Here is a 25,435-nt window from a genome sequence, read left to right as displayed (position 1 = left end):
TCATTCCCCTTTCGTCATTTTCTGATTTTGCTTGCGAATTTTCTTCCTAAGCTGGGCCTCTTCAAACCGTTTTTCCTCCTCTAAGGTCTGAGGGAGTACTCTGGGAACTTCTGTCGGTATGCTGTTTGAATCCATTGCAACCATCGTTAAGAAGGAAGTTGTTGTGATAGCTTTCTGACCTGTTAACAGGTCCTCACTCTCTACCTTTACATACACCTCCATCGATGTTCTTCCGGTTGACACGACATATCCCTCAAGGGTTAATATATCGCCTACCTTTGCTGACGACAAAAAATGTACGGAATCAATCGACGCCGTCACCACAAGACATCGACTATGTTTCATTGCTGCTAGGGCAGCGACTTCATCAATATAAGCTAATACCTTTCCTCCAAAAATACTGTCTAAATGATTGGTATCTGGTGGCAATACGATCCTTGTTTGAATCGTCCTAGACTGGTCGGTGCTTACGATGTTTTCCATTGAATTTTCCTCCATTTTATAGAACACTAGCTCTTCGGGCTCACAAGATCTGAGTTGAATTTTTATCTTACTAGTTTCCTACTCTCCTGATCACGTATTTAAAACATGCAATTTCCCAATATATAAAAAGGGAAATAATCAAAAAAAGAAAACGAACCAATTAAAAAACCCATCACTCAGGAGGATGGGTTAGAACGTCGATATGATGATAAGCTATCAAAAAACCTACCAAATATACCATCGTCCTACCTTCTCAATTCCCGAAGAAGATAATACGTATTTCAAAAGGCAGGTCTCCTGACTCGTGTGTTCGCCTACTCTAAGCCCTTCCCATCTCATCGTGACAGTGGATCTGCTTATTTCGTACACACTTACAGTTGCGGGGACAGTTTTGGTTTCTCACCAAATTCCCTATTAAGTCTCAAATGACACCTTTAAAATCGGTTATAGTACTATATATAGTATTCATAAGTTATTAAGACACAAATTATAGTATCTGTGATACATTATAGACGTCTCTCTCACGATTGACAAGTTAGAATTTTCGCCTTTTGATGATAATATTGTATAATTAGGTACGCAGCATAACTCCCATCTGTAGGTGAGGGTTAAATACACACGGAAATGAAGTGGTAGGGTTGACGAAATCAAACGCAAAAAAAATTCGCGAAAAAAGAACGAGAGAAGGTAGTCCAAATCCAGTGATTTTTAGAAGTTCTTACGGCCAGTTAAATTTAACTACAAGAAAAACCAAAACCAAAAAAGAGCTAACCTATCGATTAAAGCACAAGAACCATTCTTCCCCAGAAGGAAAAAATGGTTCTTTTTTAATGCCTTTTTTCGTAGACATTGTGGCCATTTCATCAGATTTTTCATTAAATCGCCCATTTCACTTTTGATTTCCAGGAAAAATAGGCGAAAGCATGCCCGGAACAAAACTATAGCAACATTTTTGGACTGGTTCAAAAGCAACAATCTTTGCGAAAAGAACCTTTTATACCATTTTAATGAAATATCTCAAGGATTATCTTCTCACAAGCAATTGTCTAACAGCTAAAATAACCCCGATTGTAATCAAGACTAAAGCTATTATGCCAGCAATGATACCTGTCCAATCTTCCAAGATAAATAAACTAATAACCCACAAAATTAATCCACTTTCAAAAATCACATAGGGTACTAAGAAGCTTCGGTATTTTCTGTAAAAAAAGAAATAAGATAAGCTCAGTACTAAAAGAACGATATAGGATATATTATCGATGATGACCCCTCCGATCTATTTTGGTGTTGTTGACTGCTCAGAACCAGAAAAGTCAAATTGTGTTTTCTTTTCTCCTGCATTCCAAACAAGCCTAGCATCAAATACATTCTCTCCCTTTTTGAAACCTTTGATGGTGTCTGTTTTGCCCTTTGAAAGTAATTTTTTCGCATTGGTTTGAGAGATCGTCTTACCTAATATTTTTTTAGAAAAGCTAAATTTGCAATTCTTCGTTTTATATTCACTACAACCGTAGAAGGTAGATTTATCTAATACTTTGCCACCACATAATGGACAAACACCGACCGATTTACCGACTGAGTACTTGTTTTTCGTTCCTTGAACGGATTCTGTATCGATCCCAGCAAAGGTCCAAGAGTTGCTGTCTTCCACCGCATCGGCAATGATTTTGGCAGATAATTTTTTCACTTGTTCCATAAACGTTAAAGCCGATGCCTTCCCGTCACCAATTTCATGAAGTCGTTGTTCCCATTTCGCAGTCATTTCGGCAGAAGCTAAAATTTTGTCTCCTACCGCCTCAATCAGCACCTTGGCTTTATCCGTGGCGAACACTTGATTTTTCTTAATGGAGATATACTTCCGGTCTTGTAGCATCGTTATGATGCCTGCCCTTGTCGCTTCGGTTCCAAGCCCTTCTGTTTTTTTTAATACTTTTTCAAGTTCATCATTTTCCAAGTGCTTACCTGCCGTTTTCATTAACGTAATCAGTTGTCCTTCTGTATATCGTTTCGGCGGTTGCGTTTTGCTTTCTTTCACCTTCACGTCTGAAACCTTACCTGAATCGCCTTTTTCCACAAGCGGCAAAATTACGTCCTTCTCGCCCCCTTGCTGGAAAATCACCTTCCGCCAACCCTCTTTAATTTGCTGCTTTCCTTTTGAAATGAATTCAGCGCGTCCTTCAACAAGCGTTGTAATGGTGGAATAATCAAAAATAGACGCTTCATAGTGTGCCGCAATTAAACGCCGCACCAGTAAATCATAGATTTTTTCTTCATCTGGAGACAGCTTACTTGGATCCTTTACTTGCTCAGTTGGAATAATGGCGTAATGATCAGTGACCTTTTTTTCATTAACATAACGTTTATTATGTAAAATTGACTCATTTGGTAATGGAAACAACTCTTTATATGCTGAAAATTGAGCGATTTTGTTTAAAATTTCAGGAAACATTTCCGCTTCTCCAGGTGTTACATGGGTAGAGTCCGACCGTGGATAGGACACAATTCCTTTTTGATAAAGTTTTTGGGTAATGTCTAGCGTTTTCTTTGGTGAAAATTTATACGCTTTATTCGCCGTTGCTTGCAGGGCAGATAAATTAAAAAGAAGAGGCGGCAGGTATTCTTTCCGCTCTTTCTCAACCTTAGCAACTTCTGCCTGTTTTCCCTTGCAAAAAGCGGCGATTTTATCGGCCATTTCCTTCTCTTTTAAACGAGAATCATCTTCTTTTTGCCATTTGCCTTCATAGGCTTTACCGTCCATATTGAATGTTGCCAATACTTCCCAAAACGGTTCACTTTTGAATTGTTCAATCTCTTTTTCTCGTTTCACAATAAGAGCCAGAGTCGGCGTTTGCACGCGACCAGCTGAAAACACATCTGACATGCCTTTATTTTTCAATAATAATGTATACACTCTTGATGCATTCATTCCAACAACCCAATCAGCACATGCACGTGCATACGCTTCATGAAACAAACTGAGGGTCTCTTTTTCATCGATTAAAGATTGAAAGCCCTCGGTGATTGCCTTGGGGGTTAAGGAACTAATCCACAGTCGTTTCATCGGTTTTTTCACTCGTGACTGATTCACGATATTTCGAACAATCAGTTCCCCTTCTCGCCCGGCATCTCCTGCATGAATCACTTCTGTGACCTGGGAACGACTTAAGAGCGACTTTACGACCTGATATTGTTTGAATTTAGATTTTGTGACTTCATATTGAAAGCGCTCAGGTATTAATGGTAAGTTTGTGAGCGTCCATTTTTTCCAGGAGGCGTCGTATTTTTCAGGTGCTTGCAATTGCAGGAGATGGCCCACTGCCCACGTGACATACGCTCCTTTTGGAAAGTATTGATTGGGTAAGATTTCAATAAACCCTTGTCCCTTTTTATGAGGAAACGGCTTGGCCAATGTCGCTCCTTGATCGGGTTTTTCAGCAATGATCAGTTTCATGGGACACCTCTTTCTTTCAGATGGAAGAAGAAAACAGCAACGTTTCCGCTACTGTTTTTTATCTTATTCTACTTTATACGACTGAATCCGATTTCTCTAGTTCTTTTTCAATTTGTTGAAATTCTGGTGAAGTTAGCAGGGATTTAAAATTCGGGTTATTTTTCATAGAGTCGATATAAGAAGGATCGAGCTCTAGCATGATTTTAATATGGTTTAGAGCTTTTTCCTTATCCCCTTGAATAACATAAATATCGGCCAATGACCAATGGGCATCGGGATGGTCTGAAAAAGTTAGATTCACTTCTTCAAAAATAGCGATCGCTTTTTCATAATCACCCATAAAGCGATAGGCATCTCCCTTGTATATTAAAGGATACTCGTCAAGCGGATTCATTTCAATAACACGATCAAGAACATTAATTTCTAATTCATATTGACCGGTTAGATCGTAGGCATCAGCTAAAAAAAGTAACGCATCTACATCCTTCGGTACAAATGTTAAGTATTGTTGAAACTGAAGGATGGCATCCTCATATTCTGTTAAATAAAAATACACTGTCCCGAGCCCATAAAAAGCATGGCTGTAGGTCGCGTCTAGCTCTAACGTCTGTTCAAAAGCAGAAATCGCTTCAGGTAATCGATCGAGGCCAACTAGCGCGTTCCCTAAATGCAAATACTCTGCTGCATCATTGGGGTGTATCGATATCGCATGTATAATGGCTTTATGAGCCTCTTCAAAGTCTCCTAGTAAATTATGAGCCCACGCTTTGTTGTTATACAAAACATCTTTAACGTCTTCGTGTGTTGCAAGGTCTAGCGCTTGATTAATTAACTCTAAGCCTTCCTCTGGATTCCCTTCTTCGATGAGTAAATATCCTTTCTCGTGCAATAAGATTACATTTTCACTATTTTTTTCAAGCTTTTTATCCAAATAATTAATGGCTTCCTGAGTATGTCCTTTATCTACTAATTGAGAAAGTTGATTTTTACGTAATACTTCTCCACCATAGAACCAACTAAGAACAATCGCGCTAACCACGACCAATCCCGCATATGGAATTAAGAAATAGCGAAGTTTAAATTGATTGGCAATACAAAAACCAATGAGAAACAATAGGAAACTCCAAATTTCAGAGGTTTGTATTAGGACCGAAAGAGTAAGAAATAAATTGGGATGAGTACTTGAAAACGATGATTGAAAAAGAGAATTACCAAAAATCGGATAGAAAATCACCATCACAAAAACAGACATAAGAATAATTGGCATTAATGAAAGTGTGATTGATGTAATCATTTGACTGTATAGTGCCTTTCCCCGAAAAATCTTACTGATAAGAAGCGCTATCCCAGCTGCTAGATAAATACCTGGAATAACAATTAATATACTAAAAACAACCAGTGCAACTAACAAAAAAGAACCTACATCATTTTCAATTCCTTCAATAATTCCTGTCATTAAAATAGACATGAACCCGGTTACCATACTCAATAAAATCACTATACTTGTCTTCGTGTCATATTCTAATTCTTCTTCCAGAGTTTTTCGTGGATGCAATAATAAATGAAAAATGGTTTTTATCATGGTATTCTCCCCCTATGCCTTTATTTTACTGAAAATGTAGGACAAGCGGAGAATTTTTTTTACATATTTCTGCGAGATGAAAAACATGTAATTTGTAATACTCTGTTTTCTTCTTAGTGGCCCCGGTGAAATGTTAGTATACTTAGGGGATGAGACGTAGGGGTATCCATAATTATACGGGAGGCACACTCTGGTTTTTTGATTGAATCTTCCATTTCTCTGTTGATTTCCATCAATAATAGACGAAATGATGTCCGAAATAAAGCTATATCATAGATGATCAACTCATTCGAAAAACCACAAACTTTGCGAAAACAGCCTTATGTAAAAAAACGTTACAATCTAAAGATTATAACGCTTTCATTTATCTAACACTTTGTTTAGTAGGCTTTTCTCGAATAAATTGTTGCTACATCAACTGTTTTTAAATTCAATCCTTCATTGTTGTTGTTTGTATTCATCCAAAATAGACGAAAAGACTCCCGAAGCAAAGCTATCTAACAGTTTTTAAATTGGTTCAAAGAGCCACAAACTTTGCGAAAACAGCCATTGATTAAATGGACTCCTGGTCTCCCAACGAAATGCCTCTTTTTTTACATTCTTCTTCTATTCGCTCCGTAATTAATTTCAAACACTTAACACGGGCATATCGTTTATCTTCCGCTTCCATCACATGCCACCTGGCTTCGTCTGTAGACGTTTTCGAGAGCATATCTTCAACTGCAATGTTATATTGATCCCATTTTTCGCGATTACGCCAGTCTTCCTCTGTTATTTTCCAGCGTTTGAATGGATTTTCTTGTCTCTCTTCAAATCGAACAAGTTGCTCTTCTTTTGATATATGAAACCAAAACTTCATGACGATATAATCCCGGTTTGCTAGATATTTCTCAAAATGATTAATCTCTTCATAAGCCGAACTCCACTCCTCTTCCGTGGCAAAGTCCTCCACGCGCTCAACAAGGACTCTACCGTACCATGAGCGATCAAAAACGCCAATTTTCCCGTATCTAGGGACTCTTGTCCAGAAGCGGTGTAGATAAGGAAATTGTTTTTCTTCTCTAGTCGGAGCACTAGTTCCGTGCACCTCAAACCCGCGCGGATCAATACTTTCAGTTAACCGTTTGATCGCTCCCCCTTTTCCAGCCGCATCCCAGCCCTCGAATACCAAAATACAGCCTATTTGATGATCCACTAATTTCCGTTGTAGTCCCAACAATTTCAATTGATACTTTTTCAGTTCTTTTTTATATTCCTTTTTACTTTCAATATTTTTACTTAAATCCACGTTTTCAAGCATATTCATTCTCCCTTCGCTTTTTCTTCTTTACTATTTAGACTTCTATTTACATCTCAAAACCTGTTGTGACTAATTTCTGCATTCATCACATTATTCCCTTTATTAAAGGTCTCATTTTGAAAAAAAGGATGCTGTGACAATGAAAAATAAGACAATTATGTGAATGCCTTTGTACTTTGTCTATAACAAGGCTCATTTCGGATGCATTGTAGCTATTTAGTCTAAATTCAGCTGAAATCCTCCAATTCGCTGTTGATTCCCATCAAGAATTGACAATAAAATGACCAGAAACGAAGCCCTTTCACGATAAAAAGACTGATTCGAAAAGAAATAATTTTACGAAAACAGCCTCTAACAAAAAGGATGATAGTTGGTAGTTAATTATATTCTAACGCTCGAAAATCTTAATGCCAATTTTTCAAATTAACCTTTCAACAAACGGGTTGAAATTGGCCAATTCAATTATAAAAAATGACTCTTACCCAGTAAACTATTAAATTGCGTTTTATGAATGCATTGATATTGAACCTTTTAACATAGATGAGTAGATAACAATTAAGAACGGAGGCTGCTAACTTAAATGATGGATGGAAGTGCTTTTTTTCAACAGGAGGATGAAAAGGACCCTCTACAATTAAAAAAAGAAAAGAAGCGCTAGAATATCAACTGTTTCGGATGCAAGAGAACGTTAAGGAAATCGCGAAAAAACCAAAATGGGAAATAATTGGGATTGAACAAACAAAACAGGAAAAATAGGTGATTGTCTACGCATATCAAGATGACCACAGTTGTAAAATCATGCTGACAGACTGTGAATCCTCTTTTTCCGGCAAGTGGAATTTTTCAATTCAAGCTCAATTTGAGAATGATGAAACCATTCACATTACCGATATTAAAGGCGATATTGCCAAACGAGATTGGGACCATGTCGAACGACTTATTCACTTTTATGAGAAACATGATTTTGAGATCGAAATTGATTACTCCATCCAATCTGGTGAGCTAAAATGGCAAAACTAGTTCTTTCTTATGTAAAAGTGTAGAGAAAACCTCTACACTTTTTTATTATATTTTCGTTCGGTATTTCCACATGTTTCCATCATCCCAATACCGTTTTGCATTGTCTTTTCTAACGGGACGCTTTCGGTTAGCATTCATGGATGGAGAAATACGGCCAATGCTTCGTTTTTTTCCACAACCACAACTTCTGCGCTTCCCACTTGTTCGTTTCCAACTTCTAAAATCAGATCGATGGGATCGACCGGAGCTTCGAGAGCGACCTGTTTCAAATCCTCTGCTTCTTGAACGCTTTGAACGTCCGGTTCCCAGTAGTCCGCTCCTTGAACGTTTTGAACGTCCGGTTCCCAGTAGTCCGCTTTTTGAACGCTTCGATCGTCCGGTCCCTAATCCTCCACCACTCGTTCTCTTTCGACCACCAAACCCTAAAATATCACTCCATGACCGTTTGGATCTGTCAGAACCGAAAAAACCACGTCGAGACTTTTTGGATCTTTCTGTTCTAGACACACCACTTCGAGATCTTTTGGATTGACCGGATTTCCGACTACGGCGTTCAGACCGACGATTCCCTCGAGGTTCACCATATAAGAAAGAGTGAAATCCGCCTTCTTTCATTTCATCAACTGCTTCACGAATATCATCTTCACGATATTTACTCATCGTAACACCTCCATTTTCAGTGTTATCGGAGTCAACTACTTTAACTGTAGCCTATCCTTGAGATAGTTTACGTTGAGATGTCCTATTTTGATTGTGACAAACGCTGATATTTCAGGATATTTCTGCCTGTTTAGGTGGCAATTTTTCGTTTCTTTCATAAAAATAAGAGAAAGGTCGTTATAATAGGAGGTTATCCATGATTGATCATCGTTTGACATCTCATCACCTCTTGATACATCCAGCAGACTTAAAGGAGCTTCGGTCAGATATTTGGTGTGAAGAACCCGTTCCAGCTATATTGAAAAAAAACAAAAAAAACGTTCACGTTGATTTTGTGTATCGCGGATCTCATATTCGAGAGTTAGAAAAAAAATCGTATAATCTCCAATATCGTAGACCAAAAATCGTACAAGGTACTAGAGAACTACATCTTAACGCCGAATTTAAAGACCCTTCAATGATGAGAAATAAACTCTCCCTCGACTTTTTTGAGAAGCTTGGCATCCTGTCTCCTGCTACTCGTTTTATCACTCTTTATATCAACACGAAATATGAGGGTGTTTACTTGGAATTAGAATCTGTAGATGAACAATTTCTCAATAAAAGAGGTTTAGATGAAGGAGCGATTTATTACGCAGTGGATGATGATGCAAACTTCTCGTTAATGAGTGAAATCGATGGAGATGTTAAGAAAAACCTTCTGCTTGGTTACGAACAAAAGATAGGTACTAAGGAGGATGCTGTTGCCCTAGAGGATTTTATATATAAAATCAACTCCACTAAACCGGCTGAATTTGAACAGATGATTTCACAATCTCTACATGTTCAAGACTATTTAACTTGGCTAGCTGGAATCGTCTGTCTACAGAATTTTGACGGTTTTGTTCATAACTACGCCTTGTACTACAACCGTAAAACAAGGTTATTCCACATTATTCCCTGGGATTATGATGCCACTTGGGGTCGAGATGTGAATGGAAAAATAATGCATCATGAATATGTCAGGATTGAAGGGTTTAATACGTTAACAGGTCGCCTACTAGCTGTACCTACTTATCGAAAAATGTATAGGGAAATTATGTCCTCCATTCTCAATAATATCTTTACAACCGATTATATGGAACCGATCATTCAAGACACTCATGCGCAAATTAGACCTTATCTTGAAAAAGACCCTTATGTGAAATCAAGTCTGGAACTTTTGGATAAGGAACCTACTTACATCTCAAAATTCATCCAAAAACGTAGAGCCTATTTATTGGAACAAATGCAGAGATTATGATTTGGTAGAATGCTTGAGCGGGGATTTTCTAAAAATATTGTGAAGGAGTCGATTTCATCATTACATTAACTAGCCATATCGTGACAGCAAATAGTTGAAGACGATGAAATTCAACTATATATTGTCTCCTAATGGCGTTATATAGGTATGATGAAATTGATTAAAACGGTGGCTCGGTTAAGAACCCACCACAAATATGTTAGCTAAGATCTGATATCAACTCAATTAGTATTGCTTTATTGATATTCATTGTTGATATTGGACAGAAGTGACATTGTAATCCTTCATTAAGTTGAGAGGCTCTTATTTTTAGGCTCTGTTAAAGTTTAATGTTGATAAAAGTAGAAAAGCGAAATTTCCACATAATTGGAAGTTTCGTTTTAAATTATTGTCGCTTTTAGCTCGCACTACACTTTTAGAAAAAGAAGTTTAGATGCTTACCATTCAATATATCTTGCTTCACCTGTTCCAAATAATTTATCTGCAATTAGCTTACCATCTTTATCTAGCGCTCTTATTGTCCATGTTGCCTCAGAATATTCATCTAGTACGAAGAAGGCGTGATAATCAACTATCTCTTTGACATAGTAGCTATCGGGATATTTCTTTACTGTTTCCATATTGAAGTTATAAGGGTCTGATTGCGTTGAATTTTCCAGATGGTTACCAACCACAATATACTTTATATTTGGGTTACCAGTTCTAACTCCAACCATAAAACCATCTTCTTCATCACTTCCAAAACCAGCAGCTTGGAATGGTTCATTCCCTTCAAGTATATAGTCAGAAGAGCCGCCTGAGTAATGATACAGCAACCCAATACTTCGATGTATTTTTGCCAAGCCAAATGTATGGTTATTTACATCTTCATATAATATTGCTTTCCCGTAAATTGTTTCTATACTTTCTACTTGTTTAGTACCATTAGGTAAAGCACTTGATGCAGTAAAGCGAAAGCCGATTAGTAATAGAACACCTATGATTATTACCATTATTATTACAATGAATTTCCACGGCTTCCTTTTTGTAATCGTTAAATATAGTATTATTCCAATTAAAGCTATCGTTAAGACAACAAGCAAATTATACATATAATCCCCCTTTTTAAGTAGTTACCTCATTTTATTAGGAACCTCCTTAATAGGAAAATGTCATTTTACACGTCTTACTTCGATAACGTTGTTTTTTAACTTCCTCACCATCAACTATGGGTGGATATTTCCCGTACCGAACAATGTGCTCTGACTCACAATCAGGACAACGGTATCCTCCTTTGTTCTTACGCTCAGAGATTTCTTGTAGAACAGTACCAGTGGAGGAAGAACCAGTAAGAGCATCAATTAAATACTCACGCAATCGATGTTTCTCTGCTGAATTTAATTTTTGAAAATGAGTATCCCTTTTGCTCAGAATTTTGTAAGGACGTCCAAAAAGATGTCCAGATTGTTGACGAAAGCAATGCTAGTCTAGTACTTGAAGAAGTTTACTATGAACAAGTTTATTTAATCGCTTTAATAAAAGTTTTTCATTTTATCGAACTTGTAGTGAATCCGTTAGCACAGCTAAAAAACTCTTATCAAGTCACATTTGGAATCGTAATGGAAATCCGATAGCGCACCATCATTCACAGAAATGGTACATGACTCCAATTGGATTAACTTTGTTCAAAAAAGAAGACAAATTCAATTATTTCTATGATTTACTTCAGGAAGCGATTCGTTATTTTGATAGATACTGCTGACACTGTTACCAAGACTCAAGTAAGATAGGTTTGAGTTACTTGTGAGAAAGGAAAGTATGATCCTTCTGAATATGAATTGAAAGAAGTAAAACTTTGATTGTACATCCCCCCTTTAAGAGACAGATGGATAGTCTATTTCTTTCAACCTATGGACTTGATGCGAATGAAAATCTACGAGAAATAGGACCTTATATAAGCCTTTACTAATTTGTATACTTAAAAAATTGGAGCGGAAGGCACTCGACTCCTCGAAAATGACGTGTCATTTCCTTCGTGCGATGTGAATTCTAGATGCTCTTTCAATGTCCTGCGGGATTAGCGTGACAGGTGAGACCCAGGTGCCGTACCCACTGGAACGGAACCTTCCATGGAGGCTCACCGCCCGCCCCGCGGAAAGCGAGTGCCTGGAGCGGAAATCTATAACCTAGTTTGAAATTGAAAGTTCAACGATATTGCAAGTCAGTAAGAGAATCTTATATCAACTGAAACAGTGAGTCTTTCTGAACTAACGGCATACTCACTTTTTTGAATAGCTTTTAGAATTTCAGTTGCTCTCACGGTCTTCACCAACTTATATATATAAATCCATTGCAGAACATAAGTTCCCGCAAATCAAATTATCAACAACAGGCTTTAACAGAGCCTATTTTTAAAAAAACTAACCATCTTTATAGCGGTCTGTATAATCTTAGCAAATGCAGCCTATATCCAACACCTAAAAGGCTTAGAAAGAATTTCTAAGCCTTTTTGCATTAGTCTTTAAATAATTTGTAATTCTTTCGGATATTTGGTTAGGGTTACATATCCATCTTTCGTGATAAGAACGTCATCTTCTATGCGAACACCGCCGATGGTTGGATCATAAATACCTGGCTCAAGTGTATACACCATACCTTCAGCTATGACATTATCATTGTTATGACTCATAGATGGGTATTCGTGCACATTAATGCCCAAACCATGACCAATGCGATGAGGAAATAAGTCACCGTATCCTCGTTCATCTATTACAGTGCGAGCAGCGATATCGAGATCCCCCACCCGGGTTCCCGGTTTTGAAATAGCCAAAGAGGCCATTTGAGCCTCTAACACGGTCTCATAGATTTCTCTTTGCTTCTCATTGATCTCACCAAAAGCCACCGTTCGGGTTATATCGGAGCAATACCCATCCAGAACGACACCTAAATCAAATAAAACAAAGTCACCTTTTTTCAACTTTCGCTCACCAGGATTACCATGTGGCTCGCCAGACTTTTCTCCGAACAACACCATCGTTGAAAATGACATTTGACGAACACCTTTTTTCTTTAATTCGTATTCAATTTTTGCGAGTACTTCCATTTCAGTGATACCTTCTTGCAGTGCGCCTACACCTACTTCGACACCAAAATCAGCAAGCTCAGCTGCACGACGTAAAATGACTACTTCTTCCTCACTTTTTAACACACGCATATCATTTAATCTATCTTCAACATTTACGATATTGGTGTTTGAAAACAGCGATTGAAACGCCTCTCCACGTGCATAAGTAACAGTCTCTTTTTCAAATCCTATTTTTGTCACATTTTTTAGTTCCCGGTTCTTTATCGCTTGGTCGACCAGATCCCAAGGGTTTTCATGGTCTTGATAACCTAGCACTTCATAAGGCCAACCCGCATCCTTCGCTTGTCCTGCTTCCATGCTAGGAACGATCATGAAAGGTTCCACTTCTGGAAAGACAAAAATACCAACTAACCGCTCATGTGGGTCAGTGTAAAAATTGCTTATGTAAAAAACATTCTCTTTTGAATTAATGAACGCTACATGAACTTGTTCTTCTTTTAAATAGTTCTGTAGGTTTTGTAATTTATTCATACTGTCACTCCTTTTTTAGATTAGCTTCAGTATAAAGGAAATGGAGAGTATTTCAAATGATTACCACTTGGGGATAGATTTCATTGTGATCTGAAAAAAGATCTATTTTGTTCAGCTTAAAATAATTCTAACCACTACACACGGTTTTATAATTGGATTCACTTTTATCGCTCTTCTCTTTTAAGTTTATTGAATAAGAAAGGTTCTTTTCGTTTACATTGTTGGTATTCATTATTGTTATCGATAGAGTCTTTCTTTAGTATTGATTTCTTTCAAATATAAACGGAAGATGCATAAATATCTACCTTTTATCAGGCTATACTGGAGAGAATACAATCTCAATTCTCACCTTCGAAAAGTAGGTTTGAAATCCACTAAAATACAAAAACACTCATGAATATGAGTGTTTATTTTTGCGGATTAAATGTTTTACAGCAGGTTTCTGCTGAGGTGCCGGCGTTATCTTGATGTGAAAACTCACCAAGTTCGACGGCCATTTCGTATGAAAAATTTGCATGAGCGTCTAAATCGACTTGAATCGTTTCTGCATTGCATTGATTTCCGCTCCCCCAAAACGTGCAATTTGAGATGGAACATTTCACTTCAACTTTCGCCATTTGAGAATCTCTCCTATCTATCAGGCTACCTCAATAGTGTTACTAAACAAGCCAAAGCATATACCTATTCATAAATAATTATTCATTTTTAGGTTTTAATGATATGGTACCAAAGTGAAAAATGGATAAAAAAAATAAGCCGCAGCTTATTCTTTGCCAAATCTAGGATTCACCACCACTCCCAAAACCTCCTCCTCCGTGACGATTATGCTCAGAATGGCTCATGCTTTGCGAATAAGAGTAGTCCTCATTAGTAGTATCTGTTCGTTGTTCGCTATATTTCTTTTGACGAAAATCATGCCAAGTAGCATACAACAATAGTAATCCAAATGGCAGAAATAAAATCAACCACAACATATTTACCACTCCCTTAATTTTAGTTTCCTACCTATTTAACGATTGAAGACATAAAAAGTTTCGTTTCACAGCCGAATATCAATTTCTGTATAGTGATGATCCCAATCTTTGACCATTCTCACTTCTAAAATACCATCGCGATAGGCGGCTTTTCCGCCGGTTCGTTTCACCGTACATGGCAGAGTGATGATTTCTTGTTCATTTTCTTCTGGGTAATTTTTTATAGTCGCTTTATTTGAAGTGTAAAACACTTTGATGCTTTTAGGATTAATTTCGTCTGCATTAATCGGAATGCGGATATAGACATCATCATGCGTTTCAAATACATTATAGGGTTTCGCTTCTTCTAATGGCTCACTTTGTGGTGGATTCATCATATTGCCGAACATTGCTTCTGGATCGAAGGGCATATTTTTACCCATCATATCCTTCATTTGTGATTGTAAATTAAGTGGATTCATGCCTTTCATCAGTTGAAAAGGGTTAAATCCTCCAAATGGTCCCATCATGGTCCCTCCTCGTTCCAGTCTTTTCTCTAGTTTATGCAAGGTGAGGGGAAATGGATAGAATCGACATGTTTAAAAAATTTGAGTTACCATTGAGGACAAGAGGTGGTATAAAATGCTTCAGAAACTTACACTTCATATTGATGCGCTAAACCGAGATCGCGATATTGTCATTTTGCTGCCAAAGAATTATGATGAAACAGTCCGATTTATCACTCGTTCAAAAATTTCACTTAGATGTTGGTACCCATGAAGCTACATCCACTTTTTTATCTGAAATGTATCTCCAAAGTAGCCAAAGGGTTTATTCAATTTTAAAGGAAAAAGTAAACCATACGATGTGTGAAATTATTGTAGGTGGAAATCAACAGAAAAACGGTTGGAAAATACGGTTGCCTTTAATCTTTGACTACTTAATTGCAAAATTATTATCAACTGAGGAGAAAGAGTATCGAGTTCGGTACTTTTTTTCATGTGCTTAACAAGTGAATAAATATCAATCTAATCACAATTAGAGTAAAATGGATCAGGCTTCTTGAAAAAGCCCATTTTATTTTCTTAGTAGCTAGTGAAGTTTGGCTACAATCGGAGGGTTCTTTTTGATATTGGTTGAGCGGGTGACCGATGTCTACCGGAACGAAAATTTTTGATCGGTCCGTAATCAGTTTAATGAAAATCCTTACTAAAATTGTCTGCTCCTTACTGTACCATTCTTTCCAAATTCAATGGTTAGTTGCCCGTGATGAAGACCGGCTCCATTCTTTAAAAATTCAATAATCTCATACATTATATTTTCATCCCCCTTTTGTGCGTCTCGTGGAACAAAGAGTAAAATTGATGGCTTTGCCGCAAACTCCGTGTAGTTTACTTTCTCATTCACGTTGATTTCAAACGTTGAACCAATTCTTTGGTCGTATGATATGAAAAATCTCTCCCAGGTTCCCAACTTTTCTTCAAGAAACGGTATAATAGTGGCTTTTAATTGCTGCGCGAATTTGTTCGCAATATAAGTATCTTCTATTTTTTCATTCTTCTTATTCTCATAAATCAAAAAATCGATACCGTCCTCTTCATCATGAGCTTTTACCGCGTACTCAAAGTCAGGAAAGTTGCCCATATAATCATGCATTATTTCATTCATTTTTATTTCACTATGAAATTCGTCTTTAGTATATTCCGTTGCCAGCTGCATTAGTTCCTTTTCAACATTCCCATCAGATTTCAACCTATATGAAAATACATAAAATAACAGTCCAATTGTAAAAAACAAGACCAAGGTCGTAGCCATTACTTCTGTGTTTATCCCTTTCATCACTTACCTCCATCAAAAGATTTTTCACTTCCTCAAACTCTGCAATACGATCTTTCGTAATTTACACCCTTAAACGTATGAAGTTGAGATAAAAAGACTATATTATTACTACTTTAACAATTATCTCCGAGTCTCTTTACATTCATAACTGAAAATAAGGTAAAACGAGGTCTCTTGTATGTTTTGGTTCTTTTAACGACAGGATAGTGGAATTAGTGCGTTTCTTAATAACCTATTTTTCATGAAACACAACACTGAAATATGGAGATGTTGGGCTGGCTTGAAACATCGGACTGAGTAAATTTCAGACTTAAGAAGGAGCAAAGTCCATCCTTCCGTTCGTTACAACTTATTCTGTAAATTCGTACACTATAATTAAGAACAATAGCAAAGGAGAATAAAAAATGAAACTAAAAAAAGGAATCAAAAAAGCCAAAAAAACCATCCAAAATCCTGAAGCAATTCGACTTTCCGAAGAATTGTTGAATCGAAAAGCTTCTATACGACATTTTTTTTAAAGGCTTGATGTGATGACGGTTACTTGAAGTTCAACAAGGCGAAGGTCAAATTTGATCCAAAGAGGTTCAGGACATGATAAAGAGACAAGAAAGAATGCTAAACAACCACATTAAATTCTCTGCCCATTTGGTTTATTAACGTAGTGCATTCGACCGCTAGGAAATCGCTACTTGATACAGCCTTCATTTAACGATTTATCAAAATAATTCATTTTACAAAGTTAAATGCCCTTTTCATCTTCTTAGCGAAAAGGGCATTTTGGTATTTAATTCTTCGTACTCACTGCAAGCTAGATCACGAAAAGCGGTAGTGGGCTGACAAATGCCCGAGTCCCTAGCCACTGCAAGCTAGATTCGTCTATGTTTAATGGAAATCAACAGTGAAATGGGTGATTTAATCAAAAATCAGATGAAATAGCCACAATGGATAGGAAAAGAGCCTCTTACTAAGAGCTGGTTGCACTGGCTGTAAAAATTAGATATTGTATTTTTACAGTTTTAAAAAAGCACAAAATGTCTGAAGAATTATTAATTGGTTAAACGAAAAGCACAATATACCTTATTTCAGTTCATTTCCTCTTATTGGGGTATGAACTTATTAGTTTGAATGTCTGACATTTAGAACCTGTTTATCCTCGATATCAAAAGGGTTTCATCTGAATTGATTCTAACCCTTCAGGAAAGACCCCTTCGTTTTACACAGATTCTCTGACCTCCATTAAAAAGAGTTTCTGATCAAACGTTCCTCGATCTGCCGCTTTCGCTTGTCGAATTTTTTCGAGGTCTTCGATCGATGCTCCGTGCATATTTGCAAGGGCATACAATACTTCTAGTACATCCGCCAGTTCTTCTAATGCACTTACTTCATCTCGAGTTTCTAAGTACTCTTGGAGTTCTTCTCTACTTTTTTTCTTGAGCTCTATGACATAGTCTTCATGTGATAGAACTGAAGTAGTGCATGATTTTCCTGATTCCTTAATAATCTGTGGAATTTTATCGCGTACTAGCTTATTGTATGTTGGCATTTGGATAAACTCCTTTTGTTTTTTGTCTACTCTTCTATTATTATACTAGAAAACGGTGCATTTGTCTGAAAATTAAAATTTTTATTTATTTCATGGTCAATTATATACATTACTAGATTACAATATAAACATCACTCTGTTACAAACCTTCCTGCTTTCACCAACCCTACAAAAATATCCCAAAATAAATTCACAGGAAAACTTTCCCACCCATTTCATTTCTCCTTGACCCATATGCAAATACAAGATTCATAGTTTCATAGGAAAGAATTGGGAAGGAATAACTATGTTACAACTGGTAGCATTTTTAGTAGAGACACAGACTACTAAGGAGGCTACATTATGAAAAACTTCAAAAAAATCATTCTAACTGCGGGCTTAACATTCGGATTGCTATCAGTACCAAACGCTGCCAGTGCAGCTTCTTCCCATACTGTAAAGAGTGGAGAGTCGTTTTGGAAAATTGCGAATCAATATGGTGTTCCTCAAACAAGCATACAAAAAGTAAATAATCGAACTGGAAGTTTACTATATGCTGGTGAAACCTTAACCATTCCTTCTTCAATCTCTCAAGCTGATAAAGAGTTAATGGCAAAGCTTGTTCATGCAGAAGCAAAGGGTGAACCTTATGCCGGTAAAGTCGCTGTTGCAACGGTTTTATTAAATCGAGTTGATTCTGCTGAATTCCCTAATACAGTTAAGGGTGTTATCTATGAGCGTTCTGCAGGTGGTTATTATGCCTTTTCACCTGTTAAAAATGGATCAATCAACGAACAGGCTGATGCACAAGACATGAAAGCTGTAAACGAAGCTTTAGCGTTCCGTGGTCAAGGTAGAGGTTCTGTTTATTTTTATAACCCTTCTACAGCTAAAAGCACTTGGATTTTTTCTCGTGAGGTAACGGTAACCATCGGGAATCATCGATTCGCTAAATAATACTACATTCAGGAGATGCCTCAATCGGGGCATCTCCTTTTTACTTCGTTGAAATCCTCTGCTCACTCAGGACATTAATCAAATAAATAAATTTCGAACATACTTCTAGAATACTATTACTCTATTAGCCCCTATGCTAAGATAAATGTGAATAAACATAAAAATAGATAAATTCTTTCATCGAACAAAAACAGGATTAATTAAAACTAGAATATCGTCATTTTTCATCTCTATTAATTAGGTTGTTTTCGCAAAGTTTGTTGCTTTTCGAATAGTCTTTAAGCGATGATATAGCTCTTTTTCGGGGAATTTTTCCGTTTATCTTTGCTGCGAATCACCCAAAATGAAGGTTTCCATCTGAATTTCGGCTAAATAGCAATATGTTTACGATAAAAGCCTATTCTCAAAACTAGTGGTTGAACTTAGAGTTATGAACACTATTCTCAAATGATGCAAGTAAGGAGATTTATTATGAAAAAACACTATATTCTTGGACTTGATATCGGTACGACGAGTGCGAAAGCGATTATTTTTGATCGGAATGGAAATGTTCATACTGAACATGAAATTCCATACCCTCTTTCTCATCCTCAACCTGGATGGGTGGAACAAGATCCTGATGAGATTGAGCAAGCTGCGAAAAGAGCAATAAAAATCGTACTTTCTAAAAGCAATCTCGCAAACGGAACACTAATTGGTGTAGGAATCTCAGCCGCGATGCATTCGCTAATTCTGTTAGATGCAAATCATACGCCCCTCACACCTTCTATTATTTGGGCGGATGGAAGAAGTGTCGAACAAGCTAATAAGATGAAAAACACTGAAGGACTTTCGATTTACTTAAAAACAGGTACCCCCATTCATCCAATGTCTCCCTTTATCAAATTATTATGGATGAAAGAAACTAAGTATGAACCATATCAAAAAGCAGCCAAAATTATATCGATTAAAGAATACATATTATTAAAGTGGTTTGGAAAAATGGTGGTTGATTATTCAATTGCTTCCGCTACTGGTTTGTTCAATATTCATAAACTAATGTGGGAGCCTAGTGCACTTGCACTGGCTGGAATCTCAGAGGAGCAATTATCTAAACCCGTTCCGCCTACGGAAATCTTTCAAGGTATGAAAGAAAATATTGCATTAGAAATGGGAATTCCTCTAGACCTACCGTTTGTTATTGGAGGTAGTGACGGACCGCTTGCTAATTTGGGAATCGGAGCAATTGATGAAAGTGACGTCGCTATTACGATTGGTACAAGCGGAGCGATTCGTAAAATGACTTCCAGGCCCCAAACCGATTCCAATCAAGATATTTTTTGCTATGCCTTTAGCCAAGACCTGTGGGTGATGGGTGGTCCTACAAATAACGGTGGCATTGTTTTCCGTTGGTTAAAAACAGTCCTAGGAGAAAAAGAAACCGATCTCGCACTAAGACAAGAAAAAGATGTGTACGAACTATTATCTGAACTAGCGGCCAAAGCAAAGCCAGGCTCAAATGACTTGTTGTTTCTTCCATATTTGAACGGAGAACGCGCTCCCCATTGGGATGCGTTTGCTAGAGGAAGCTATATCGGATTGACAGAATCACACCAAAAACCACATTTAATTCGGGCGGGATTAGAAGGAGTCATCTACAATATCTATACCATTTCCGAAACATTAGAGCGTTTAGGAGGTCCGTCTCAAACGCTATTAGCCTCTGGTGGATTTGCTCGTTCTCCCCTTTGGTTGCAAATTCTAGCTGACATTTTCGGCAAAGAAGTAAAAGTACCAAGGAGTCATCAAAGTTCTGCTTGGGGTGCTTGCTGGACAGCTCTATATGCTTTAAATGAAGTGAACTCTTTTTATCAAATTAAACGTTCCATTCCGATGGATCAATCTTTTTTACCAAATGATCGAAATCATAAAGTGTATCAGGATCTGTATCCGATTTATAAAGACCTGTACGCTGTGCTGAAACCTCAATTTCAAAGATTAGCCGATTTGCAATCGGAAAGGGTTAGTAGTTAATTTTTTTCAAACAGACTATCAGTAGAAAGTGTGCGCATAGAGTTTCAGCTTGCCTAACCTCTAAAACTTTCTATTTATCTTATCGAATTAAAAAAGGCTGTGATAATACTAGCCAGAAGTAATTAAAAGAGAGGTCCAATCAGAAATTTTTTCTGATTGGACCCTTTTTCTGTTGGGATGCCCGACTTTCTATGGTTTTTTTATTGATCATGGCAGTGTACCATTTTCAAGTTCATCGCCATGAAAGCGAATAATAATTCATTGTCAACCTTGGCTCTGCAACTTACGGACATTCGGTTGATACGCGAATCCGTCTTTAAAAATCCAAAAACTGGTTCCGTGCCGGTGCATCTAGCGGAATTATGTATTGTTATGACTATGTTCAATTTCAATATACAAATTATGAAAGTGCTGGTGAAATACAATAGACCTACAAAAAAGAATTCTGTCTACTTTTCCAAAAAAATTCAGTAGTCATTTTAGATAGGGTGCTTTTTGGTGTCAAAATCTGCATCAAAACCCATTTTCGTATAAAAAGAGTTTATTTAGAAGAATAAGAAGTTTTCGTTAAAGTCTCTCCCTAAATTACTGGTAAGTCATCATGAAAGAATGAAAGAGGCTCATCTGCACCGGCTTGAACACTTCCATCTAAAAGAAATAACTAGATGATTTCATTAATTTCTATTTTTTCCGCATTTATATGTGTCAAAAATAGAAGGCTCTCCATTTACTAGTATTAAGGGCTTATCCAAGCTACTTAAATGAAAGAGGAGAGATTTTTATGTGTGGTTCAAAAGGTTTTAATGATGCATGCTGTCCACCAGGTCAGATTTTCCAGGAGCAGCTTTGCGGGAACTTTTATGGCGGTGAAGCTGGCCAAACACAAATTGTATGGCAAGCGCCTTTAGGGGATTATTTCGAAGGGACGTTTGAAATTTTTAACTCTGCAACCAGTCCTGGAGATGCAACAGGAACTGTAAATCCAGGGGCTGTTGCCATTGGGCCCGTACCTCCAGGGTTTTCTATGGCGCAAACTGTTCTAAACCCAACTGATTTTACCATTGATGTTCCAGCAGGAGGCAGTGGGAAATTCTGTATCACTCTTTATAAACGTGTATTAGCATAGTCCTTCTAACTTAAGTATTGAGATGAAAAAGAAAAGACCGGAGTGGAATCAATTGTATCCTCTCCGGTCTTTTCTTTTTTAAATATGTCTCTTTGTATGAAAAAAGGCCTTTTTAAGCATCTCTAATGTAGTGGCTTGCGGCTCGGGGTCAAATGAATAACCCTCCAGCGATGCAGGCATCACCTCCGAGTTCTTCATTTGCCTGACGCTGCAGGGCAGCCACTTCCGCATTTCATAAATGATGCCCGATATAAAGCTATATCATAGATGATCAACTGATTCGAAATTCCACAGACTTTGCAAAAACAGCCTGAAATCTAGATGATTGTTGCTACATCTTTGATTGGACTCTCACAGTTATTGATACGAAAAGAGGAGAATCTTGCTCTTCCTGCATCAATGTATTGAACTAGTTTAAGAGAATACTAAGTAAGATCAAATGGTGAAGGATAGTGGATGTTCAGACAATACTCGCCTTCGCATGTATTCCCACCGCCCCCTGCACAGATGATTTCCAAAGTATCAAATCTCTGTACTGTGATAGATTGACTATTGAGATTATTCCCTGGCTGTTCTGGTATGGTCAACGTGCCGACTATCGCTCCTGCATCCCCGTTTAATCGCAAATTTACTGTTAATATATTTGCACAGCCCCCTTCATATTTAATGGTTACTGTACCTGCTACTGGAAAAGTCGTCCCCATCTGACGGGATCTCCATACAAATCGATCGTCGTCCAATTGGTTATTACAGTCTAAGTCAAAAATACCGCAAAATGAATCTGATAAAATCGGCCTGACTGTGGTTCCACCATTCTCATCAGGAGAACAGACGCATTTTAAGCCCATATTGAAAAACCCCCTTTTTCATATTTTATGAATTTGTACACCCTGGGGTTCTCCACTTTGCCCATACTCTAGCAAAATAGTGGCAGAGTACTGTTGGAACTGCGCCACATACTAGACGCATTCTCCACCAAAGAAAAAAAGCATCCGAACGCATATAACCCTATCAAATAGTTGCATGATTGTTTAGATCTTCCTCAGAATTGAATACTATAGTCCCAGACTCTTTGTATTTTATCCAATATTGAACTATATCCAATATAATACTATCCTGAATGAATATTAATTAAAATAAGATAGAAACCTAAAACACTTGGCGATTTGATAAAGTTTCATTAAAAGGCTCGATCACAGGGTTACTGCTCTAGTCCGTCATAAGAATTACAATAAATGTAAGATAAACTGTTGGTTTGGAATAAAGTTTGATCAAAACAACTGACATTCCTTAATAATATCGCTAACAAAAAGAAGCCAATTTGAAAAAAGATTGATCAAAATGGCTTCTTTCATTGTGAATTAGTGTACAATTTTTATAAAAAAGTTTGATCAAAAGTTTTCCTATCTCTTCATACAGCAAAGTTTGCTTAAATGTTCACCTTCAAAACGGTTAAACTTTTTTCAAAACAGCTCACTTTTTTTATAAACGGTACGACTTTTCAAAACGGTACGATTTTATTTCAATTCCACAACTAATCATATTTGCTTTTACACCTTGAGATCTCATGAATATTTTTTGATTTCCAATGCATCCTCAATAAAAAGCAAATTGGCAGCTGCAAAGAGGTATATGTCTTCTAGAAAAAATGCGTGTAGTATTCCTCCCTCAATTCCATGGTATTTTTTAAAAGAACTTTTTTCTTCATCAAAAACTATCAACAGTACATCCACTTTCCCTTCAAATCTTCCTGGTGTTCCGAATGGAAGATCTGATTCTTGTTTGCTCTTAGGGTTAGCGGAGATTTAGACGTTTTATTTAACTAGGCTATAATAACAAAGTTAATTGGTACGTTGGATTACGAGACAGGAGAGGTATTATGTATCCAGGAAGAGCGCTATACGGCCAAGGAATTCCTGTCCTTTCTCGAAAAAGTAATCGATAAATATAATGGAGAAAAGATTGTCATGATTTTAGATAACGCGAGAATTCATCATGCAAAACGTATCCAACCGTTTTTAGAACAACATAAGAACCTTCTTACTTTGGTCTACCTTCCTCCTTACAGTCCAAACCTTAATATGATTGAAGAACTTTGGTGTTGGTTAAAATCATCTGTCATCAACAATGTATTCTTTGATTCTGTTCAAAAAATACGTAAAGCTGTTCAAGGTTTTGTTCGTCACATCAATAAAACGCCAGAAGTCACTATGAATCGGCTGTGCATGTAATTCTAAATATTTTTTACCGAATATATAGATTCTTTTAAAAGGTTTTTTCCTATTCCATATCCCCAATATTCTGTTAAGACACAGACGCCAAACTCTACTTTATGAGAAAACCTTTTCAATTTGTTCCCTTCACATCTGGAAAAACCTACAATCCTCTCATTAACTTCAACAACTAAAAATAAATTACTAGTACTTTCTGTATCATCTTTTATTAGTTGTTTAAAACCTGATTTATCTATGTATGCCTCGCCCTTTTCTCTATCTAAATTTTCTGTTTCGCCATCAATCTGTAGTCTTATTTCAGAAATTTTTTTGCATCCTCTTCTATTGCAGACCTTACAATATAACGTAAATCATTAATAGAAAATTCTTTTGGATTAACCCTCGTCACAATTCCCTCCCATCATTGAATCATCCTGCACAGTTTCGATCGAACTACAAAAAAACGCTTTTCTTGTTAAACTATCCCCTTTAACGGAACAACTTATTGTCTCTTCTTAAGCTAGTTTTCAATTCAGGATCTTCTTTTTCTTTTCCCTATAAAAAATCCCCTTTAGACAACCATGTCCGAAGGGGTAAAACGGTGTAACTTTTTTATTAACGGTACGCCTTTCTTCAAAACGATACATCTTTTTTATAAACGGTACAACTTTCTTTCAAACCAACATCATGGCTACTTTACTTTGCGGTCTACAGCAAGAACCCTGTCATCAAGCCATCATGTACAAGTCCAGTCGTTTCAACGACATGAAGGGGCATTTCCGTAAGTGGAGTATAACTGACATGCAATTTGATTCCTGCACGCTCTCCATGATAAAGGGCCCAAGGATGGCGCAACTTTCCCACTGTCATCGTGGTGGAGTCTATTAAAAGAAGATCCTTTGGTATCTTTAACGCTCGACGTGTCATTCTATTACATTTAGACACGATTAACTGGAATAACTTCTTCATATTCTTGTAGTCCATATGGACAGCCTTGTTTGAAAGCGTAGAGTGGTTAACTTTAGGCAGCCCATATTTATCGCCTACATCCGCACAGTCTCGATAACTTTTAAGCTCATTCATGGAAGCACAAAGAAAATAATGAATCAGCGTTAATACATCGAGCTTACGAGCTGTATCCTTATAGCCAATGGTATCTTGAATGATGGCTACTTCTTTATCTGAAACCATTTTTGGAACAAATTGTGAAATGTGGTATTCTTCTTCATGAGGACACCTCTTCTGTAGTTTGTTTGTCAGCAAACATCATTCTACAAGAAAAGTGTCCTTTTTGGTCAGGCGTGTTGATTATCCATTTTCAGGCAAACTAATCCCGTAGAAAATCCGGGCGTTTTTTAAAACTACACTCATTTCGGATAACCAATCAATTGGGAGATCATTTATTAAAAGAAGTCTTGTAAATGAGATAAATGATAGCT

The 25,435-nt window shown here is 37.1% G+C and carries 23 protein-coding genes, 3 pseudogenes and 1 riboswitch; of the genes and pseudogenes, 8 read left to right on the top strand and 18 right to left on the bottom strand.

What is annotated here, in order from left to right; all coding sequences use genetic code 11:
* Positions 1 to 483, bottom strand: a complete 483-nt coding sequence (locus tag U8D43_RS00125) for an acyl-CoA thioesterase (protein ID WP_335868906.1) — start codon at positions 481 to 483, stop codon at positions 1 to 3.
* A gap of 270 nt (positions 484 to 753) precedes the next feature.
* A riboswitch (cobalamin riboswitch) is annotated at positions 754 to 934 on the bottom strand.
* Between the two features lie 178 nt (positions 935 to 1,112).
* Between U8D43_RS00125 and brfA the strand changes: the two genes are divergently transcribed.
* Positions 1,113 to 1,382 (top strand): ribosome rescue factor BrfA, encoded by a 270-nt coding sequence (brfA, locus tag U8D43_RS21140; RefSeq protein ID WP_503626680.1) that lies wholly within the window; start codon positions 1,113 to 1,115, stop codon positions 1,380 to 1,382.
* Between the two features lie 125 nt (positions 1,383 to 1,507).
* Here the strand turns inward: brfA and U8D43_RS00120 are convergent, their stop codons facing one another.
* The 4 genes from U8D43_RS00120 to U8D43_RS00105 all read right to left on the bottom strand — a co-directional run bounded on the left by U8D43_RS00120 (position 1,508) and on the right by U8D43_RS00105 (position 6,816).
* Positions 1,508 to 1,630: a hypothetical protein gene (locus U8D43_RS00120; RefSeq protein ID WP_335868905.1), complete on the bottom strand. Its 123-nt coding sequence runs from the start codon at positions 1,628 to 1,630 to the stop codon at positions 1,508 to 1,510.
* Positions 1,631 to 1,759: 129 nt separating this feature from the next.
* A complete protein-coding gene (locus tag U8D43_RS00115) occupies positions 1,760 to 3,934 on the bottom strand; it encodes a DNA topoisomerase III (protein WP_335868904.1) in 2,175 nt (724 codons plus the stop codon).
* Between the two features lie 73 nt (positions 3,935 to 4,007).
* Positions 4,008 to 5,516 carry a tetratricopeptide repeat protein gene (locus U8D43_RS00110; protein ID WP_335868903.1) on the bottom strand — a complete coding sequence of 503 codons (1,509 nt, stop codon included), beginning with the start codon at positions 5,514 to 5,516 and terminating at the stop codon, positions 4,008 to 4,010.
* A 553-nt stretch (positions 5,517 to 6,069) separates the two neighbouring features.
* Positions 6,070 to 6,816 carry a polyphosphate kinase 2 family protein gene (locus tag U8D43_RS00105; RefSeq protein ID WP_335868902.1) on the bottom strand — a complete coding sequence of 249 codons (747 nt, stop codon included), beginning with the start codon at positions 6,814 to 6,816 and terminating at the stop codon, positions 6,070 to 6,072.
* Positions 6,817 to 7,572: 756 nt separating this feature from the next.
* On the opposite strand from U8D43_RS00105, the gene U8D43_RS00100 reads away from it, so the two are divergent.
* Positions 7,573 to 7,836, top strand: coding sequence for a hypothetical protein (locus U8D43_RS00100; protein ID WP_335868900.1), 264 nt, complete (start codon positions 7,573 to 7,575; stop codon positions 7,834 to 7,836).
* Positions 7,837 to 7,881: 45 nt separating this feature from the next.
* Here U8D43_RS00100 and U8D43_RS00095 read toward each other — a convergent pair whose 3' ends face one another.
* Entirely contained in the window at positions 7,882 to 8,496 is a 615-nt protein-coding gene (locus U8D43_RS00095; RefSeq protein ID WP_335868899.1) for a CotG/ExsB N-terminal domain-containing protein, read from the bottom strand.
* 196 nt (positions 8,497 to 8,692) lie between these two features.
* Between U8D43_RS00095 and U8D43_RS00090 the strand changes: the two genes are divergently transcribed.
* The gene (locus U8D43_RS00090) at positions 8,693 to 9,778 is read left to right on the top strand and encodes a CotH kinase family protein (RefSeq protein ID WP_335868898.1); all 1,086 of its coding nucleotides are present in this window, start codon (positions 8,693 to 8,695) and stop codon (positions 9,776 to 9,778) included.
* A gap of 437 nt (positions 9,779 to 10,215) precedes the next feature.
* Here U8D43_RS00090 and U8D43_RS00085 read toward each other — a convergent pair whose 3' ends face one another.
* From U8D43_RS00085 to U8D43_RS00060, 6 genes and pseudogenes are all read right to left on the bottom strand, one after another.
* Complete coding sequence (locus tag U8D43_RS00085; protein WP_335868897.1) at positions 10,216 to 10,869, bottom strand: hypothetical protein; 654 nt, start codon at positions 10,867 to 10,869, stop codon at positions 10,216 to 10,218.
* A 52-nt stretch (positions 10,870 to 10,921) separates the two neighbouring features.
* A pseudogene (locus tag U8D43_RS00080) lies at positions 10,922 to 11,191 on the bottom strand (IS1595 family transposase); the annotation flags it as partial.
* 1,087 nt (positions 11,192 to 12,278) lie between these two features.
* Positions 12,279 to 13,373 (bottom strand): M24 family metallopeptidase, encoded by a 1,095-nt coding sequence (locus tag U8D43_RS00075; protein ID WP_335868896.1) that lies wholly within the window; start codon positions 13,371 to 13,373, stop codon positions 12,279 to 12,281.
* Positions 13,374 to 13,780: 407 nt separating this feature from the next.
* Entirely contained in the window at positions 13,781 to 13,990 is a 210-nt protein-coding gene (locus tag U8D43_RS00070) for a DUF1540 domain-containing protein (RefSeq protein ID WP_335868894.1), read from the bottom strand.
* A gap of 162 nt (positions 13,991 to 14,152) precedes the next feature.
* Positions 14,153 to 14,347 carry a hypothetical protein gene (locus U8D43_RS00065; RefSeq protein ID WP_335868893.1) on the bottom strand — a complete coding sequence of 65 codons (195 nt, stop codon included), beginning with the start codon at positions 14,345 to 14,347 and terminating at the stop codon, positions 14,153 to 14,155.
* Positions 14,348 to 14,412: 65 nt separating this feature from the next.
* Positions 14,413 to 14,853 (bottom strand): Hsp20/alpha crystallin family protein, encoded by a 441-nt coding sequence (locus U8D43_RS00060; RefSeq protein WP_335868892.1) that lies wholly within the window; start codon positions 14,851 to 14,853, stop codon positions 14,413 to 14,415.
* Between the two features lie 194 nt (positions 14,854 to 15,047).
* Here U8D43_RS00060 and U8D43_RS00055 point away from each other — a divergent pair, with 194 nt between their 5' ends.
* Positions 15,048 to 15,335: a hypothetical protein gene (locus tag U8D43_RS00055; RefSeq protein ID WP_335868891.1), complete on the top strand. Its 288-nt coding sequence runs from the start codon at positions 15,048 to 15,050 to the stop codon at positions 15,333 to 15,335.
* A 200-nt stretch (positions 15,336 to 15,535) separates the two neighbouring features.
* Here the strand turns inward: U8D43_RS00055 and U8D43_RS00050 are convergent, their stop codons facing one another.
* Positions 15,536 to 16,165, bottom strand: coding sequence for a hypothetical protein (locus tag U8D43_RS00050; RefSeq protein ID WP_335868890.1), 630 nt, complete (start codon positions 16,163 to 16,165; stop codon positions 15,536 to 15,538).
* 1,213 nt (positions 16,166 to 17,378) lie between these two features.
* Complete coding sequence (locus U8D43_RS00045) at positions 17,379 to 17,708, bottom strand: nucleoside triphosphate pyrophosphohydrolase (protein WP_335868889.1); 330 nt, start codon at positions 17,706 to 17,708, stop codon at positions 17,379 to 17,381.
* Positions 17,709 to 18,050: 342 nt separating this feature from the next.
* Between U8D43_RS00045 and U8D43_RS00040 the strand changes: the two genes are divergently transcribed.
* The 3 genes from U8D43_RS00040 (at position 18,051) to U8D43_RS00030 (ending at position 21,783) form a co-directional block, all read left to right on the top strand.
* On the top strand, positions 18,051 to 18,644 hold the full coding sequence (locus tag U8D43_RS00040) for a cell wall hydrolase (RefSeq protein WP_335868888.1): 594 nt from the start codon (positions 18,051 to 18,053) through the stop codon (positions 18,642 to 18,644).
* Positions 18,645 to 19,115: 471 nt separating this feature from the next.
* Positions 19,116 to 20,657, top strand: a complete 1,542-nt coding sequence (locus tag U8D43_RS00035; protein ID WP_335868887.1) for a gluconokinase — start codon at positions 19,116 to 19,118, stop codon at positions 20,655 to 20,657.
* 781 nt (positions 20,658 to 21,438) lie between these two features.
* Complete coding sequence (locus U8D43_RS00030) at positions 21,439 to 21,783, top strand: S-Ena type endospore appendage (protein WP_335868886.1); 345 nt, start codon at positions 21,439 to 21,441, stop codon at positions 21,781 to 21,783.
* 425 nt (positions 21,784 to 22,208) lie between these two features.
* Here U8D43_RS00030 and U8D43_RS00025 read toward each other — a convergent pair whose 3' ends face one another.
* A complete protein-coding gene (locus tag U8D43_RS00025) occupies positions 22,209 to 22,631 on the bottom strand; it encodes a DUF3992 domain-containing protein (protein ID WP_335868885.1) in 423 nt (140 codons plus the stop codon).
* A 717-nt stretch (positions 22,632 to 23,348) separates the two neighbouring features.
* On the bottom strand, positions 23,349 to 23,504 hold the full coding sequence (locus U8D43_RS00020; RefSeq protein WP_335868884.1) for a hypothetical protein: 156 nt from the start codon (positions 23,502 to 23,504) through the stop codon (positions 23,349 to 23,351).
* A gap of 117 nt (positions 23,505 to 23,621) precedes the next feature.
* Here U8D43_RS00020 and U8D43_RS00015 point away from each other — a divergent pair.
* Positions 23,622 to 24,014, top strand: a pseudogene (locus tag U8D43_RS00015) (IS630 family transposase); the annotation flags it as partial.
* Between the two features lie 23 nt (positions 24,015 to 24,037).
* On the opposite strand, the pseudogene U8D43_RS00010 reads toward U8D43_RS00015, so the two are convergent.
* A pseudogene (locus U8D43_RS00010) lies at positions 24,038 to 24,405 on the bottom strand (GNAT family N-acetyltransferase); the annotation flags it as partial.
* Between the two features lie 299 nt (positions 24,406 to 24,704).
* Entirely contained in the window at positions 24,705 to 25,259 is a 555-nt protein-coding gene (locus U8D43_RS00005; protein WP_335868883.1) for a hypothetical protein, read from the bottom strand.
* Between the last annotated feature and the right edge of the window lie 176 nt (positions 25,260 to 25,435).

Origin of the sequence: Bacillus sp. 2205SS5-2 (assembly GCF_037024155.1) — a bacterium.
Lineage (GTDB): Bacteria > Bacillota > Bacilli > Bacillales > Bacillaceae_K > Bacillus_CI.
Note: the sequence above shows the minus strand (reverse complement) of the source record. Positions and strands in the feature narration are given on the sequence as shown.